Consider the following 15,140-nt stretch of genomic DNA (forward strand, 5'->3'; position numbering starts at 1 on the left):
AACGCGGGGATCCCATTCCTCAGCGTAGAGACGAAAGTCAAATGGGGTTCCCGCGTGCGCGGGAACGACGGTTGAGGTAGCGAAAAGGAAAACAATCGTGGGCAAAATCACAGGCTTCATGGAATTTCAACGCCAGGACGAGGACTACCTCGACCCGGCCGAGCGCGTCAAGAACTACAAGGAGTTCGTGCTGACGCTGACCGACTCCCAGGCGAAAGTGCAGGGCGCGCGCTGCATGGATTGCGGCATCCCGTTCTGCAACACCGGCTGCCCGGTCAACAACCAGATCCCCGACTGGAACGACCTGGTCTATCACGGCAACTACCGTGCGGCGGTCGACAACCTGCATTCGACCAACAACTTCCCCGAGGTCACCGGCCGCATCTGCCCGGCCCCGTGCGAAGCGGCCTGCACGCTGAACATCAGCAATGAAGCGGTCGGCATCAAGTCGATCGAGCGCAAGATCGCCGACACCGGTTGGGAGCACGGCTGGATCGTGCCGCAGCCGGCCGCCGAAAAGACCGGCAAGAAGGTCGCCGTGATCGGTTCCGGCCCCGCCGGCCTGGCTGCCGCCCAGCAGCTGGCGCGCGTCGGCCATGCCGTGACGGTGTTCGAGAAGAGCGACCGCATCGGCGGCCTGCTGCGCTACGGTATCCCCGACTTCAAGATGGAGAAGGGCCTGATCGACCGCCGCATCGAGCAGATGGAAGCCGAAGGCGTGACCTTCCGCACCAGCGTCCTGATCGGCAAGGACTTTCCGGCCAGCGTGTCGAACATGGCGCGCGAAACGATCTTCCCGGAAGACCTGGACAAGGAATTCGACGCCGTCATCCTGGCCGGCGGCGCCGAGCAGCCGCGTGACCTGCCGGTCCCGGGCCGCGAGCTGAAGGGCGTGCATTTCGCGATGGACTTCCTGCCGCAGCAGAACCGCGTGAATGCCGGCGACAAGGTCAAGGACCAGATCAAGGCCACCGGCAAGCACGTGGTCGTGATCGGCGGCGGCGATACCGGTTCGGACTGCGTCGGCACCTCGAACCGCCATGGCGCCGCGTCGATCACCCAGTTCGAACTGATGCCGATGCCGCCGGAGCAGGAGAACAAGCCGCTGGTGTGGCCGTACTGGCCGACCAAGCTGCGCACCTCGTCCTCGCACGAGGAAGGCTGCGAGCGCGAATTCGCGGTCGCCACCAAGCGCTTCGAAGGCAAGGGCGGCAAGGTCGACAAGCTGATCGGCTGCCGCGTCGAATGGAAAGACGGCAAGATGAGCGAAGTGCCGGATTCGGAATTCGAGATCAAGGCCGACCTGGTGTTCCTGGCCATGGGCTTCGTGTCGCCGGTGCAGCAGGTGCTGGATGCGTTCAGCGTGCAGAAGGATGCCCGCGGCAACGCCCGCGCAACGGTCGACGGCGCCCATGCCTACCAGACCTCGGCGCCGAAAGTGTTCGCGGCCGGCGACATGCGCCGTGGCCAGTCGCTGGTGGTGTGGGCGATCCGCGAAGGCCGCCAGTGCGCCCGCGCGGTCGATGAATTCCTGATGGGCTCGTCGGTGCTGCCGCGCTGACCAGCCTGTGACGGACAAGCAGACGGCCCTTTGCGGGCCGTTTGTTTTGTCAGGATGCCTTTCCAATAAGGTGCAATAGGCCGACCGTTGTGCCGACAATGGCCAATGACAGGGCGCATCCCCATTTGATGAGATTGGCGATTGACTGGTGCATTTCGGATCGCAGGCGCTCCATTTCGATTCGCAACTCTGCAAAACCGGTCTTCATTGTCATGTCGAGGTTGGCAGAGCGCACCTCTCCCCTCGCTTCGACGGCGGCCAGCTTCGCATCATTTTCTTCTCGGGTCTGGTCGGTCATGCGTTCGCGTGCGCGATAAAGATGGCGATAAGAAACAGAACTGCAATAGCAAGGAAACATCCCCAAGCGATAAGTTCGACGGTACTTTTATATATTTCGATTCGGATCTCAGCCAACTGTGAGCGAAGTTCGGCGCGCATCTCGGCTTTGACCTCGCTGAACTGCTCCCGCATGACCGCACGATTACTTGTCGCTTTCAAATCTGTCTCAGCAAGGCGCGCCTCAATTCTGGCGAATGCACAGGCCAGCCTTGTATCAACTTCGTGCTGAGTGAGGTCGGCCATGATCGTCGCGAGTCTTCACTGTCAATGCCAGGCACCTTAGCACGAAGCCTGCTTCCGCCAATCGCGCGAATGCGAGTTCCCCGCATGCCGCTGATTCGGCTCAGATCTTGCGAAAACGCTCGCGCAAAACGGAGTACATTGACGCACCGCAACACCCTGCAAACCTACACGAATGTATGTTACTATCCGTAATGTTGGGTATTTCCGTCAGGTATGCATATCCCAAGAAAAACAATCACTTACGTGCGGCAATTATCTGACTCTACGGTTATTAATGTTGTATTATCGCCTCGATTCCGTGGCCAAAACGGGGCTGTCGCAAGCAGAGCTTGACCTTTCTGCACTACAATACGAGATTCCTCAAAAATCAATACCAAAGTGTCGAACCTAGTCGAAATCCGCGACCTTCATTTTGCCTACGGCACGCGGCCGATCCTGCAGAATCTGCGCATGGACTTCCCGCGCGGGAAGCTCATCGCCGTGATGGGCGGTTCCGGCTCGGGCAAGACCACCGTGCTGCGCCTGATCGGCGGCCAGATCCGCCAGCAGCAGGGCACGCTCAAGGTCGATGGCCAGGAGGTCAAGGCACTCGACACGGACGGCCTGTACAAGCTGCGCCGCAAGATGGGCATGCTGTTCCAGTTCGGCGCCCTGTTCACCGACCTGACCGTGTTCGACAACGTCGCCTTCCCGCTGCGCGAGCACACCGACCTGCCGGAAGAACTGATCCGCGACCTGGTGCTGATGAAGCTGAACGCGGTCGGCCTGCGCAATGCCCACAAGCTCAAGCCCAGCGAGATCTCGGGCGGCATGGCGCGCCGCGTGGCGCTGGCGCGCGCGATCGCGCTCGACCCCGAGCTGATCATGTACGACGAGCCCTTCGCCGGCCTCGACCCGATCTCGATGGGCGTCACCGCCAACCTGATCCGCAACCTCAACGACACCCTCGGCTCGACCTCGATCCTGGTCTCGCACGACGTCCACGAGACCTTCGCGATCGCCGACTATGTCTATTTCCTGTCCGCCGGCCAGATCGTGGCCGAGGGCACGCCGGCGGAAATGCGCGCTTCCGAAGACCCGTACGTGAAACAATTCGTCACCGCAGCACCGGATGGCCCGGTGCCCTTCCACTATCCCGGCAAGTCGCTGGCCGACGACCTGGGCCTGGGAGGGCGCGCATGATCATGAACCTGCTTGAGCGCATCGGCGCCGCCGCCCGCGAGTCCATCGAGCGCCTCGGCTACGCGACCCGTTCCTTCTTCTACCTGCTGGGCGTCTCGCCCGGCGCGCTGCGCCGCCCGTCGCTGGTATCGGAACAGGTCCACTTCATCGGCAACTATTCGATGCTGATCATCACCATCTCGGGCCTGATGGTCGGCGCCGTGCTGGGCCTGCAGGGCTATTACACGCTGTCCACCTATGGCGCCGAGCAGAAGCTGGGCACGGTGGTGGCGCTGTCGCTGACCCGCGAGCTGGGTCCGGTGGTGACCGCGCTGCTGTTCGCCGGCCGCGCCGGCACCTCGCTGACCGCCCAGATCGGCCTGATGAAGGCGGGCGAGCAGCTGGCCGCGATGGAAATGATGGCGATTAACCCGGTCCAGCGCGTGCTGGCGCCGCGCTTCTGGGGCGGTGTGATCGCGATGCCGGTGCTGGCCGCGATCTTCTCGGCGGTCGGCATTTTCGGCGGCTACATCGTCGGCGTGAAGCTGATCGGCGTGGACGAGGGCGCCTTCTGGTCGCAGATGCAGGCCGGCGTCGATGTGCGCGCTGACATTTTGAACGGCGTGCTCAAATCTGTTGTGTTCGGCATCATCGTGACCTTCACCGCCCTGTACCAGGGCTACGAGGCCGAGCCGACGCCCGCCGACGTGGCGCGCGCGACCACGCGCACCGTCGTGATTTCGTCGCTCTTGATCTGGTGGCTGGACTTCATCCTGACCGCCCTGATGTTCAACAAATAAAACAAGGGCGGGCGCGGGGTGCCAGCCACCATGAATTAGGAAAACTTATGCATCGCAAAATCATCGACGTCTGGGTCGGCCTGTTCGTCCTGCTGGGGGCGGCGGCCCTGCTGTTCCTGGCCCTGAAGGCCGGCAACATGAGCACGATCTCGTTCTCCAAGACTTATTCCGTGACCGGCCGCTTCGACAATATCGGCGGCCTGAAACCGCAGGCGCCGGTGAAGAGCGCCGGCGTGGTGGTCGGCCGCGTGGGCGCCATCAATTTCGACGACCACACCTTCCAGGCCTCGGTGCGCCTCGACCTGCAGCCGCAGTACAAGTTCCCGAAAGACAGCTCGCTGAAGATCCTGACCTCGGGCCTGCTGGGCGAGCAATACGTCGGCATCGAGCCGGGCGGCGACACCAACAACCTGGCCGACGGCGACAAGATTTCGCACACCCAGTCCGCGACCGTGCTGGAAGACCTGATCAACCAGTTCATCTACAGCAAGGCGGCCGAGGGCAAGCAGGAGGAGCCGAAGCAATGAAGCCCCGCATCAGCTTACTCGGCGCACTGGCCGGGGGCCTGTTGCTGTCCGGCTGCGCAACGCCGCCGCAGAACCCGCAGGACCCGCTGGAAAAATTCAACCGCGCCGTGTTCACTTTCAACGACACGCTCGACCGCACCGCCCTCAAGCCGGCCGCGACCGCGTACAAGAACGTGGTGCCGGGCGTCGTCCAGGTCGGCGTGAACAATTTCTTCGGCAACCTGGCCGACGCCTGGAGCGGGTTCAACAACCTGGCCCAGGCCAAAGGCCAGGACGGCCTGAACGACCTGACCCGCTTCGCCCTGAACTCGACCTTCGGCATCTTTGGCGTGCTCGACATCGCCACCCCGGCCGGCTTGCGCAAGCACAGCGAAGACCTGGGCCAGACCCTGGGTTACTGGGGCGTGCCGAGCGGTCCCTACCTGATGCTGCCGATCCTGGGGCCGTCGACCATCCGCGACGCCGCCGCCCTGCCGGCCGACCTGTGGGGCGACCCCTGGTCGCACAAGGATCCGGTACGCTGGCGCAACGTCGGCACCGGCGTGCGCGCCATCGACCAGCGGGCCTCGATCCTGGACGCTTCCAACCTGCTGGAAGACGCCGCGCTCGACCGCTACGAGTTCATCCGCGACGGCTACCTGCAGCGCCGCAACAGCCGCATCTATGACGACGAGCGTTCGCAGGAGCGCCACGAGAAGCAGTTGCAGAAGCAGCGCAATGCCCAGGGCGAAGAGCAGGACCTGGACACTCCCAGCGGCAAAGTGGATATGAAGAAAGCCTACGGCGAGGACGACGACGTCCCCAGCGGCAAGGTCGACATGAAGAAAGCCTATGGCGATGATGACAACGGTCCGGCGCCCGCCGCCGCGCCGGTGCCGCCGCCTCAGCAGCAGACCTCGTCATCCGAAAAGGCACAGAAGTAGTTAACGGGCCATCCGCCTGCAGAACAGCGCGCAGGCGGCCTTACCAACGACAGAAAGAGAGCTTATGAAACCAATCGCACAACTGATCGTCACCGTTCCCGCAGTCATGTTCGCGGGCGCCGTGCTGGCAGCGCCGGCGCCGGCGGCCGCCGAAGCGCCCGATGTGCTGGTCAAGCGCATCGCCACCGACGTCATCGACTCGGTCAAGTCCGACAAGGACATCCAGGGCGGCAACCGCAACAAGATCATGGACCTGGTCAACGCCAAGATCCTGCCCTACGTCGACGCCCAGAAGATGACCCAGCTGGCCGCCGGCCGCTACTGGCGCCAGGCCAGCCCGGAGCAGCAGAAGGCGCTGTCGGACGAATTCCGCACGCTGCTGGTGTACACCTACTCGGGCGCGCTGTCGCAGATCCGTAACGAAACGGTCGAGTTCAAGCCCTTCCGCGCCGACCCGGCGGATACCGAAGTCGAGGTGCGTTCGCAGGTCAACATGAGCCGCGGCGAGCCGATCACCCTGAACTACCGCCTGACCAAGACCCCGCAGGGCTGGAAGATCTTCGACATCAACGTGCTGGGCGCGTGGCTGGTCGAGACCTACAAGAGCACCTTCTCTTCCGAGATCAGCAAGAGCGGCATCGACGGCCTGATCCAGAAGCTGAAGGACCGCAACCAGCAGCTGGCCAGCAAGCCGCTGCAGGCGCCGAAGAAGTAAGCATCATGGCCGAAGCCAACCCGATGCTCTCGCTGCAGGCGCTGACCTTCGGCGCCGGCCACGCCGCGCTGGAGCACGGCTATGCGGCGATCGGCGCCGGCGAGACCGTATTCGACCTCGGCGGCGTCAAGTCCGCCGATTCGACCGGCGTCGCGCTGATGCTGGCCTGGCAGCGCAAGGCCCACAGCGTCGGGCAGCAGCTGCGCTTTACCAACGTGCCGAAGAATGTGTGCGCGCTGGCCAAGCTGTATGGCGTCGAAAGCCTGCTCCCGGGGGCTTGAGCCGCACCGTCGTCCCCGCGCAGGCGGGGACCCATAGAAACTGTACGTTGTCGAAACGTCAAAGCCGCAGGCGTGCCAAGCTCGGCATGGATCCCCGCCTGCGCGGGGAGTCGGCTTCGGCAGTGCCGGAGACGACCTTGTTTGAGCTTGCGGTAAACGCACCGCCGGCTCTTCAATTTCCGATTTCCCCTATAATGGGTCGTTTCCCCGCACGGCCCGCCACCACTGGCGCGGTCTCGAAGAAGAATGACAGCGATCCAGATTGACAACGTCGAGAAAAGCTACAAAGGCTTCAAGGCCCTGAAGGGCGTCTCGCTCACCGTCGAAGAAGGCGAATTCTTCGGCCTGCTCGGCCCGAATGGCGCCGGCAAGACCACCCTGATCTCCACCGTCGCCGGCCTGATCCGCCCCGACGCGGGCAGCGTGCGCATCCACGGCCATGACGTGGTCGCCGACTTCCGCGCAGCCCGCAAGAAGCTCGGCGTGGTGCCGCAGGAACTGGTGTTCGATCCCTTCTTCACGGTGCGCGAAACCCTGCGCCTGCAGTCGGGCTACTTCGGCATCAAGAACAACGACAAGTGGATCGACGAGGTCATGGAAAACCTCGACCTGACCAACAAGGCCGACGTCAACATGCGCGCCCTGTCCGGCGGCATGAAGCGGCGCGTGCTGGTGGCCCAGGCCCTGGTCCACAAGCCGCCCGTGATCGTGCTCGACGAGCCCACCGCCGGCGTCGACGTCGAACTGCGCCAGACCCTGTGGAAGTTCATCGCCCGCCTGAACCGCGAGGGCCACACCGTGGTGCTGACCACCCACTACCTCGAGGAAGCCGAGGCCATGTGCCAGCGCGTGGCCATGCTCAAGCTGGGCCAGGTGGTCGCGCTGGACTCGATGAAGGGGCTGCTGCGCCGCGTGTCCGGCTCGCAGCTGATCGTGCACCTGAAGAGCGGCGCGCTGCCGGAATCGCTGCGCGCGCTGGTCTCGCACGACGAAACCGCCAACGGCAGCCGCTACAGCCTGCGCGTGAATTCGCCGGCCGAAGTGGAAGGCATCCTCGCGCGCCTGCGCGAAGCCGGCGCCGTGGTCGACGAGATGCAGCTGCAACAGGCCGACCTCGAAGACATCTTCATCCAGATCATGGAAGGGAGCGCGCAATGAGCCTGCTGTCCGTGGGTTTCCGCACCCTGTTCTACAAGGAGATGCTGCGCTTCTGGAAGGTCGCCACCCAGACCATCGCCGCGCCCATCGTCACCTCCATGCTCTACCTGCTGATCTTCGGCCACGTGCTCGAAGGCCGCGTGCAGATGCTCGAAGGCGTCAACTACACCGCCTTCCTGATCCCGGGCCTGGTGATGATGAGCGTGCTGCAGAACGCCTTCGCCAACTCGTCCTCCTCGCTGATCCAGTCCAAGATCACCGGCAACCTGGTGTTCATCCTGCTGCCGCCGCTGTCGCACTGGGAGATCATCTCGGCCTACGTGGCCGCCTCGGTGGTGCGCGGCCTCGCGGTCGGCGCGGGCGTGTTCCTGATCACCGCCTGGTTCGCCCACCTGTCGTTCACGGCGCCGCTGTGGATCATCGTGTTCGCGCTGCTGGGCGCGGCGATCCTGGGCACCATGGGCGTCATCGCCGGCATCTGGGCCGAGAAATTCGACCAGCTGGCCGCGTTCCAGAACTTCCTGATCATGCCGGCCACCTTCCTCGCCGGTGTATTCTATTCAATCAAGAAGCTGCCGCCGTTCTGGCTGGCAGTCTCGCATTTCAATCCGTTCTTTTATATGATTGACGGGTTCCGTTACGGCTTCTTCGGCCAGTCCGACGTCGCGCCGTGGACGAGTCTTGCCATCGTCGCAATCTTCTTCGCGGTGCTGGCGGCCGTCGCCATCAACATGCTCCGGCGTGGCTACAAGCTGCGCCACTAAGAACGTTTTCAAGGATTTATCGTGGCGACCACACCTGAACTGATCCATAGCTACATCAGCAACGGCCTCGAATGCACCCACCTCGAAGTGGAGGGCGATGGCCAGCACTTCACCGCCGTGATCGTTTCGCCGGCCTTCGAAGGCAAGCGCCCGATCCAGCGCCACCAGCTGGTGTACGCGGCGCTCGGCGACCGCATGCGCGAGGAGATCCACGCGCTGTCGATGAAGACGCTCACTCCTTCCGAATACCAGGGATAAGCATGGACAAACTGCAGATCGTGGGCGGCAAGCGCCTCAACGGCGAGATCCCGGTGTCGGGCGCCAAGAACGCAGCCCTGCCGATCCTGTGCGCGGGCCTGCTGACCGCGGGCGACCTGGCGCTGACCAATGTGCCGCACCTGCACGACGTCAAGACCATGCTCAAGCTGCTGGCCCAGACCGGCCTGAAAGTGGAGCAGGACGGCGAGCGCGTGACGCTGAACGGCGCCAATATCGACACCCTGGTCGCGCCGTATGAGCTGGTCAAGACCATGCGTGCCTCGATCCTCGTGCTCGGCCCGCTGCTGGCGCGCTTCGGCGAAGCCAAGGTCTCGCTGCCGGGTGGCTGCGCGATCGGTTCGCGTCCGGTGGACCAGCACATCAAGGGCCTGCGCCAGATGGGCGCCGAGATCATGATCGAGGGCGGCTATATCCACGCCAGGTGCAGCAAGCTGAAAGGCGCGCGCATCCACACCGACATGATCACCGTGACCGGCACCGAGAACCTGCTGATGGCGGCGGTGCTGGCCGAAGGCGAGACCGTGCTGGAAAACGCAGCGCGCGAGCCGGAAGTGACCGACCTCGCGCACCTGCTGGTGAAGATGGGCGCGAAGATCGAGGGCATCGGCACCGACCGCCTGGTGATCCAGGGCGTGGACGAGCTGCATGGCGCCGCGCACGAAGTCATCAGCGACCGCATCGAGGCCGCCACCTTCCTGTGCGCGGTGGCCGCGACCGGCGGCGACGTGCTGCTGACCCGCACCCGCACCGACATCTTCGACGTCGCGCTCGACAAGCTGCGCGAGATGGGCGTCGAGCTGGCGATCGGCGCGAACAGCATCCGCGCCCGCATGGACAAGCGGCCGCAGGCGGTGTCCTTCCGCACCACCGAATACCCCGGCTTCCCGACCGACATGCAGGCCCAGTTCATGGCGGTGAACACCATCGCCCAAGGCCCGAGCCGCGTCACCGAGACCATCTTCGAGAACCGCTTCATGCACGTGCAGGAGATGAACCGCCTCGGCGCCCAGATCTCGATCGAGGGCAACACCGCCTTCATCAATGGCGTCGACCGCCTGGTGGGCGCGCCCGTGATGGCGACCGACCTGCGCGCCTCGGCTTCGCTGGTCATCGCCGGCATGGCGGCCGAAGGCGCCACCCTGATCGACCGCATCTACCACCTCGACCGCGGCTACGACCAGATGGAAGTGAAGCTGTCGGCCGTGGGCGCCGACATCGTGCGAATTAAATAAACTGTTTACATGAATACCACCGAATCGGACGGTTCCCAGCTCATCCTCGCGCTGTCGAAGGGCCGGATTTTCGACGACACGCTGCCGCTGCTGGAGGCGGCGGGCATCACGGTCACCGAGAACCCGGAGACCTCGCGCAAGCTGATCCTCAACACCAACGACCCCGGCGTGCGCGTGCTGATCGTGCGCGCCACCGACGTGCCGACCTACGTCCAGCATGGCGCCGCCGACTTCGGCGTGGCCGGCAAGGACGTGCTGCTGGAGCACGGCGGCGAGGGCCTGTACCAGCCGATCGATTTGCACATCGCCGAGTGCCGCATGTCGGTCGCGGTCAACGCCGGCTTCGACTACGAGACCGCGGTGCGCCAGGGCGCGCGCCTGCGCGTGGCGACCAAGTTCGTCAACACCGCGCGCCAGCACTTCGCCAGCAAGGGCGTGCACGTCGACCTGATCAAGCTGTACGGCTCGATGGAGCTGGCGCCCCTGGTCGGCCTGTCGGACGCCATCGTCGACGTGGTCTCGACCGGCGGCACGCTGCGCGCCAACAACCTGGTCGAAGTCGAAAAGATCATGGACATCTCCTCGCGCCTGGTGGTCAACCAGGCCGCGCTCAAGCTCAAGCGCGAGCGCCTGCAACCCATCCTCGACGCGTTTCAGCGCGCGTCGAGCAAAGGCTGAACATGGCAGTACAGATTCGCAAACTCGATTCCACCGCGCCGGATTTCCAGCAGATCCTGTCGAACCTGCTGGCCTTCGAAGCCGAAACCGATGACGCCATCGAATCCGCGGTCGCGAAGATCCTCGCGGACGTGAAGCAGCGCGGCGATGCCGCCGTGCTCGAATACACCAACAAGTTCGACCGCGTCGGCGCCGCCGGCATCGCCGCCTTCGACCTGAAGCAGGAAGAGCTGCAGGCCGCGCTGGCCGCGCTGCCGGAAGCCCAGCGCGCCGCGCTGCGCACCGCGGCCGAACGCATCCGCGTGTTCCACGAGCGCCAGAAGCAGGAGCTGAACGGATTCACCTACACCGAGGCCGATGGCACGGTGCTGGGCCAGCGCGTGACGCCGCTCGACCGCGTCGGCATCTACGTCCCGGGCGGCAAGGCTGCCTATCCCTCGTCGGTGCTGATGAACGCGATTCCGGCGCAGGTCGCCGGCGTCAAGGAAATCGTGATGGTGGTGCCGACTCCGGACGGCGTGAAGAACCAGATGGTGCTGGCCGCCGCCGCGATCGCCGGCGTGACGCGCGTGATCACCATCGGCGGCGCCCAGGCAGTAGGCGCGCTCGCCTACGGCACCGGGACCATTCCGCCGGTCGACAAGATCGTCGGCCCCGGCAACGCCTACGTCGCCGCCGCCAAGCGCCGCGTGTTCGGCACCGTCGGCATCGACATGATCGCCGGCCCTTCCGAAATCCTCGTGCTGTGCGACGGGACCACCGATCCGGACTGGGTCGCGATGGACCTGTTCTCGCAGGCCGAGCACGACGAACTGGCCCAGGCCATCCTGCTGTGCCCCGACGCCGCATACATCGCCATGGTCGAGGCCAGCATCCACAAGCTGCTGCCGGACATGCCGCGCCGCGCGACCATCGAGGCTTCGCTGGGCGGCCGCGGCGCGCTGGTCAAGGTGCGCGACATGGATGAAGCCTGCGCCATCGCCAACGCCATCGCCGCCGAGCACCTCGAAATTTCGGCCGAACATCCGCAGCAGTGGGCCGACAAGATCCGCCACGCCGGCGCCATGTTCCTCGGCCGCTTCTCGTCCGAGTCGCTGGGCGACTACTGCTGCGGCCCGAACCACGTGCTGCCGACCTCGCGCACGGCGCGCTTCTCGTCGCCGCTGGGCGTCTACGATTTCCAGAAGCGTTCCTCGATCATCAACGTGAGCGAAGCGGGCGCGCAGACGCTGGGACGCGTCGCCGCCGAACTGGCATACGGCGAAGGCCTGCAGGCGCACGCCCGCAGCGCCGAGCTGCGGCTCAAGCCCTCGGCATGAATGCCGGCTGGGTCAACCGGGTGTTCCGCGAGGATGCGCTGGCCGGCATGGCGCGCATCCCGGACGGGTCCATCGACCTGATCCTGACTGACCCGCCGTACAATCTCGGCAAGGACTACGGCAACGGCTCGGACCAGCAAAGCGTCGAGGACTACCTGGCCTGGACGCAGCAGTGGATCGATGCCGCGCTGCCCAAGCTGAAGGACAACGGCAGCCTGTATATTTTCCTGACCTGGCGTTTCGCGCCGGAGATCTTCGTGATGCTGAAACAGCGCATGACCATGATGAACGAGATCATCTGGGACCGCCGCGTGCCCTCGATGGGCGGCAGCACCCGCAGCTACTCGTCGGTGCATGACACGATCGGCTTTTTCGTGAAGCGCAAGGATTACTATTTCGACCTCGACGCCGTGCGGATTCCGTACGATGCCGAGACCAAGAAGGCCAGGTCGCGCTCGATCTTCGTCGGCGCCAAGTGGCTGGAAGTGGGCTACAACCCGAAAGACGTGTGGAGCGTCTCGCGCCTGCACCGCGAACACCCGGAGCGCGCCGACCATCCGACCCAGAAGCCGCTCGAGATCATCGAGCGCATGGTGAAAGCCTCCTGCCCGCCCGGCGGCGTGGTGCTCGATCCATTCATGGGCAGCGGCACCACCGCGCTCGCCGCCAAACGCACCGGCCGCAATTACACCGGCTTCGAGCTGAACCCGGCCTACTGCGACATCATCGAATCCCGGCTGGCGGCGCCCGAACCGGCGCCGGCCGCCAAGAAACGCAAGGGCGCGAACAAAGCCGCGCCCAAGATTGAAGAGGGAACAGCATGAGCTTTCTCGACCAACTGATCGCCAACACCATCCGCGCCGACGTGCGCGCCGAGAAGAGCTACATGGTCCCCGACGCCAGCGGCTACATCAAGCTGGACGCGATGGAGAACCCCTACCTGCTGCCGGACGCGCTGCGCGCCGAACTGGGCCAGCGCCTGGCGGACGTGCTGATCAACCGCTACCCGGTCGCCTCCTACGCCGCCCTCAAGCAGCGCATCTGCGCCAGGCTGGGCGTCCCGGCCGGCTACGACGTCCTGCTGGGTAACGGCTCGGACGAGATCATTTCGATCCTGGCCATGGCCTGCGCCCGCCAGGACCGCCGCGCCACCGTGCTGGCGCCGGACCCCAGCTTCGTGATGTTCAAGCGCTCGGCGCAGTTCGCCGGCATGGACTTCGTGGGCGTGCCGCTGCGGGACGATTTCGCGCTCGACATGCCGGCCATGCTGGCCGCGATCGAGCAGCACCGCCCGGCGCTGGTGTTCCTGGCCTACCCGAACAACCCGACCGGCAACCTGTTCGCCGAAAGCGAGGTGGTGCGCATCATCGACGCCGCCGGCGAGCACGGCATCGTGGTGGTGGACGAGGCCTACCAGCCTTTCGCCCGCACCAGCTTCATGGACAGGCTGCCGCAGTACCCGAACATGGTGGTGATGCGCACCCTGTCCAAGCTGGGCCTGGCCGGCATCCGCCTGGGCTACCTGTCGGCCGCCCCGGCCCTGCTGGAGCAGTTCGACAAGGTGCGCCCGCCCTACAACATCAACGTGCTGACCCAGGCCGCCGCCGAGTTCGCGCTCGACCACCTGGATGTGCTCGATCGGCAAGCCGCCGCGCTCAATGCCGAGCGTGCCAAATTGGCCACGGATCTGGCCGCGCTGCCGGGTGTGGAGGTGTTCCCGTCGGCCGCCAACTTCCTGCTGGTGCGGGTGGCCGATCCGGACGCCGTCACGGCCAAACTGCGCGCCGGACGGGTCCTGATTAAAAATTTGAGTAAAATGCATAAACTGCTGTCCGGCTGCATCCGTGTCACCGTCAGCACGCCGGAAGAAAATTCCGTATTCCTGAATGCCCTGAAGGCATCCCTATCATGAGCCGCACCGCTGAAATCACACGCAACACCAACGAGACGCAGATCCGCGTCGCGATCAACCTCGACGGCACGGGCAAGAACAAGCTCAATACCGGCGTGCCCTTCCTCGACCACATGCTCGACCAGATCTCGCGCCACGGCCTGATCGACCTCGAGATCGAAGCGGTCGGCGACCTGCACATCGACGCCCACCACACGGTGGAAGACACCGGCATCACGCTGGGCATGGCGGTGGCCAAGGCGGTCGGCGACAAGAAGGGCATCGTCCGCTACGGCCACTCCTACGTGCCGCTGGACGAGGCGCTGTCGCGCGTGGTGATCGACTTTTCCGGCCGTCCCGGCCTGGAAATGCACATCCCGTTCACGCGCGCCATGATCGGCACCTTCGACGTCGACCTGACCGGCGAATTCTTCCGCGGCTTCGTCAACCACGCCGGCGTGACCCTGCACATCGATAACCTGCGCGGCGTGAACGCGCACCACCAGTGCGAGACCGTGTTCAAGGCCTTCGGCCGCGCGCTGCGCATGGCGACCGAGCTCGATCCGCGCGCCGCCGGCACCATCCCGTCCACCAAAGGCAGCCTGTAACAGGCGCGGGTTTCAAGATATGAACAAGATAGTAGTGGTCGACTACGGCATGGGTAACCTGCGCTCCGTGGCGCAGGCGCTGCGCGCCGTGGCGCCGGAAGCCGACGTCCGGATCTCGGGCGACGCCGCCGACATCGACAGTGCCGACCGCATCGTCCTGCCCGGCCAGGGCGCCATGCGCGACTGCATGAGCAGCCTGCGCGAGTCCGGCGTCGAGGACGCCCTGCGCCGCGCCGCCGAAAGCCGCCCGGTGATGGGCGTGTGCGTGGGCGAGCAGATGCTGTTCGACGTCTCCGAAGAAGCCAATACCCCGGGCCTGGGCCTGCTGCCGGGCCGCGTGGTGCGCTTCCAGCTCGACGGCCGCACCCAGCCCGACGGCTCGCGCTTCAAGGTCCCGCAGATGGGCTGGAACCGCGTGCACCAGGTGCGCGGGCACCCGCTGTGGGAAGGCATCGACGACAACAGCTATTTCTACTTCGTGCACAGCTATTTCGCGGTGCCGGAGCAGGCATTTGATACCATCGGCGAAACCGACTACGGTGCGCCGTTCTGCTGTGCGGTCGCGCGCGACAACGTCGTCGCCACCCAATTCCACCCCGAGAAGAGCGCGGCCGCCGGCCTGCGCCTGTATCGCAATTTCGTCCACTGGAATCCTTGATCC

General features: G+C 64.9%; 19 protein-coding genes. 17 read left to right on the top strand and 2 right to left on the bottom strand.

Features of this window, described 5'->3' with window-relative positions; translation table 11 throughout:
• The first annotated feature begins 97 nt into the window (after positions 1-97).
• A complete protein-coding gene (locus NX778_RS17605) occupies positions 98-1,561 on the top strand; it encodes a glutamate synthase subunit beta (protein WP_258813084.1) in 1,464 nt (487 codons plus the stop codon).
• Between the two features lie 49 nt (positions 1,562-1,610).
• On the opposite strand, the gene NX778_RS17610 is transcribed toward NX778_RS17605, so the two are convergent.
• Both NX778_RS17610 and NX778_RS17615 read right to left on the bottom strand, forming a co-directional pair.
• A complete protein-coding gene (locus tag NX778_RS17610) occupies positions 1,611-1,859 on the bottom strand; it encodes a hypothetical protein (RefSeq protein WP_258813085.1) in 249 nt (82 codons plus the stop codon).
• A complete protein-coding gene (locus NX778_RS17615) occupies positions 1,856-2,143 on the bottom strand; it encodes a hypothetical protein (protein ID WP_258813086.1) in 288 nt (95 codons plus the stop codon). The genes NX778_RS17610 and NX778_RS17615 overlap by 4 nt, the downstream gene beginning before the upstream one ends.
• A gap of 378 nt (positions 2,144-2,521) precedes the next feature.
• Here NX778_RS17615 and NX778_RS17620 point away from each other — a divergent pair, with 378 nt between their 5' ends.
• From NX778_RS17620 to hisH, 16 genes are all read left to right on the top strand, one after another.
• Positions 2,522-3,325, top strand: coding sequence for an ABC transporter ATP-binding protein (locus NX778_RS17620; protein WP_258813087.1), 804 nt, complete (start codon positions 2,522-2,524; stop codon positions 3,323-3,325).
• Entirely contained in the window at positions 3,322-4,104 is a 783-nt protein-coding gene (mlaE, locus tag NX778_RS17625; RefSeq protein WP_258813088.1) for a lipid asymmetry maintenance ABC transporter permease subunit MlaE, read from the top strand. Before NX778_RS17620 ends, mlaE begins: the two co-directional genes overlap by 4 nt.
• A gap of 47 nt (positions 4,105-4,151) precedes the next feature.
• Complete coding sequence (mlaD, locus tag NX778_RS17630; RefSeq protein WP_258813089.1) at positions 4,152-4,631, top strand: outer membrane lipid asymmetry maintenance protein MlaD; 480 nt, start codon at positions 4,152-4,154, stop codon at positions 4,629-4,631.
• Positions 4,628-5,554, top strand: a complete 927-nt coding sequence (locus NX778_RS17635; protein ID WP_258813090.1) for an MlaA family lipoprotein — start codon at positions 4,628-4,630, stop codon at positions 5,552-5,554. The genes mlaD and NX778_RS17635 overlap by 4 nt, the downstream gene beginning before the upstream one ends.
• Positions 5,555-5,618: 64 nt before the next feature.
• A complete protein-coding gene (locus NX778_RS17640; RefSeq protein WP_258813091.1) occupies positions 5,619-6,269 on the top strand; it encodes an MlaC/ttg2D family ABC transporter substrate-binding protein in 651 nt (216 codons plus the stop codon).
• A 5-nt stretch (positions 6,270-6,274) separates the two neighbouring features.
• Positions 6,275-6,550 carry an STAS domain-containing protein gene (locus NX778_RS17645; protein ID WP_258813092.1) on the top strand — a complete coding sequence of 92 codons (276 nt, stop codon included), beginning with the start codon at positions 6,275-6,277 and terminating at the stop codon, positions 6,548-6,550.
• Between the two features lie 246 nt (positions 6,551-6,796).
• Positions 6,797-7,708: an ABC transporter ATP-binding protein gene (locus tag NX778_RS17650; RefSeq protein WP_258813093.1), complete on the top strand. Its 912-nt coding sequence runs from the start codon at positions 6,797-6,799 to the stop codon at positions 7,706-7,708.
• The gene (locus tag NX778_RS17655) at positions 7,705-8,472 is read left to right on the top strand and encodes an ABC transporter permease (protein WP_258813094.1); all 768 of its coding nucleotides are present in this window, start codon (positions 7,705-7,707) and stop codon (positions 8,470-8,472) included. The genes NX778_RS17650 and NX778_RS17655 overlap by 4 nt, the downstream gene beginning before the upstream one ends.
• Positions 8,473-8,493: 21 nt before the next feature.
• Positions 8,494-8,730: a BolA family protein gene (locus tag NX778_RS17660; protein ID WP_258813095.1), complete on the top strand. Its 237-nt coding sequence runs from the start codon at positions 8,494-8,496 to the stop codon at positions 8,728-8,730.
• A 2-nt stretch (positions 8,731-8,732) separates the two neighbouring features.
• Entirely contained in the window at positions 8,733-9,983 is a 1,251-nt protein-coding gene (gene murA, locus NX778_RS17665; protein ID WP_258813096.1) for a UDP-N-acetylglucosamine 1-carboxyvinyltransferase, read from the top strand.
• A 9-nt stretch (positions 9,984-9,992) separates the two neighbouring features.
• Positions 9,993-10,661 (top strand): ATP phosphoribosyltransferase, encoded by a 669-nt coding sequence (hisG, locus tag NX778_RS17670; protein WP_258813097.1) that lies wholly within the window; start codon positions 9,993-9,995, stop codon positions 10,659-10,661.
• A 2-nt stretch (positions 10,662-10,663) separates the two neighbouring features.
• Positions 10,664-11,980 (top strand): histidinol dehydrogenase, encoded by a 1,317-nt coding sequence (gene hisD / locus NX778_RS17675; RefSeq protein WP_258813098.1) that lies wholly within the window; start codon positions 10,664-10,666, stop codon positions 11,978-11,980.
• Positions 11,977-12,804, top strand: coding sequence for a DNA-methyltransferase (locus NX778_RS17680; RefSeq protein WP_258813099.1), 828 nt, complete (start codon positions 11,977-11,979; stop codon positions 12,802-12,804). Before hisD ends, NX778_RS17680 begins: the two co-directional genes overlap by 4 nt.
• On the top strand, positions 12,801-13,892 hold the full coding sequence (hisC, locus tag NX778_RS17685; RefSeq protein WP_258813100.1) for a histidinol-phosphate transaminase: 1,092 nt from the start codon (positions 12,801-12,803) through the stop codon (positions 13,890-13,892). The genes NX778_RS17680 and hisC overlap by 4 nt, the downstream gene beginning before the upstream one ends.
• Positions 13,889-14,479, top strand: coding sequence for an imidazoleglycerol-phosphate dehydratase HisB (gene hisB, locus NX778_RS17690; protein ID WP_258813101.1), 591 nt, complete (start codon positions 13,889-13,891; stop codon positions 14,477-14,479). Before hisC ends, hisB begins: the two co-directional genes overlap by 4 nt.
• 19 nt (positions 14,480-14,498) lie before the next feature.
• Complete coding sequence (gene hisH / locus NX778_RS17695; protein ID WP_258813102.1) at positions 14,499-15,137, top strand: imidazole glycerol phosphate synthase subunit HisH; 639 nt, start codon at positions 14,499-14,501, stop codon at positions 15,135-15,137.
• The last annotated feature ends 3 nt before the right edge of the window (positions 15,138-15,140 follow it).

Source organism: Massilia terrae, assembly GCF_024753145.1.
In the GTDB taxonomy this organism is placed as follows: Bacteria; Pseudomonadota; Gammaproteobacteria; order Burkholderiales; family Burkholderiaceae_D; genus Telluria; species Telluria terrae.

What these genes read in the sequence shown, in the direction of transcription:
- mlaE (WP_258813088.1), top strand. Translation starts at nt 3,322, where the DNA reads ATGATCATGAACCTGCTTGAGCGCATCGGCGCCGCCGCCCGCGAGTCC.
- NX778_RS17645 (WP_258813092.1), top strand. Translation starts at nt 6,275, where the DNA reads ATGGCCGAAGCCAACCCGATGCTCTCGCTGCAGGCGCTGACCTTCGGC.
- hisC (WP_258813100.1), top strand. Translation starts at nt 12,801, where the DNA reads ATGAGCTTTCTCGACCAACTGATCGCCAACACCATCCGCGCCGACGTG.
- hisD (WP_258813098.1), top strand. Translation starts at nt 10,664, where the DNA reads ATGGCAGTACAGATTCGCAAACTCGATTCCACCGCGCCGGATTTCCAG.
- mlaD (WP_258813089.1), top strand. Translation starts at nt 4,152, where the DNA reads ATGCATCGCAAAATCATCGACGTCTGGGTCGGCCTGTTCGTCCTGCTG.
- murA (WP_258813096.1), top strand. Translation starts at nt 8,733, where the DNA reads ATGGACAAACTGCAGATCGTGGGCGGCAAGCGCCTCAACGGCGAGATC.
- NX778_RS17680 (WP_258813099.1), top strand. Translation starts at nt 11,977, where the DNA reads ATGAATGCCGGCTGGGTCAACCGGGTGTTCCGCGAGGATGCGCTGGCC.
- NX778_RS17615 (WP_258813086.1), bottom strand. Translation starts at nt 2,143, where the DNA reads ATGGCCGACCTCACTCAGCACGAAGTTGATACAAGGCTGGCCTGTGCA.
- NX778_RS17650 (WP_258813093.1), top strand. Translation starts at nt 6,797, where the DNA reads ATGACAGCGATCCAGATTGACAACGTCGAGAAAAGCTACAAAGGCTTC.
- NX778_RS17655 (WP_258813094.1), top strand. Translation starts at nt 7,705, where the DNA reads ATGAGCCTGCTGTCCGTGGGTTTCCGCACCCTGTTCTACAAGGAGATG.
- hisH (WP_258813102.1), top strand. Translation starts at nt 14,499, where the DNA reads ATGAACAAGATAGTAGTGGTCGACTACGGCATGGGTAACCTGCGCTCC.
- NX778_RS17640 (WP_258813091.1), top strand. Translation starts at nt 5,619, where the DNA reads ATGAAACCAATCGCACAACTGATCGTCACCGTTCCCGCAGTCATGTTC.
- NX778_RS17635 (WP_258813090.1), top strand. Translation starts at nt 4,628, where the DNA reads ATGAAGCCCCGCATCAGCTTACTCGGCGCACTGGCCGGGGGCCTGTTG.
- hisB (WP_258813101.1), top strand. Translation starts at nt 13,889, where the DNA reads ATGAGCCGCACCGCTGAAATCACACGCAACACCAACGAGACGCAGATC.
- NX778_RS17610 (WP_258813085.1), bottom strand. Translation starts at nt 1,859, where the DNA reads ATGACCGACCAGACCCGAGAAGAAAATGATGCGAAGCTGGCCGCCGTC.
- hisG (WP_258813097.1), top strand. Translation starts at nt 9,993, where the DNA reads ATGAATACCACCGAATCGGACGGTTCCCAGCTCATCCTCGCGCTGTCG.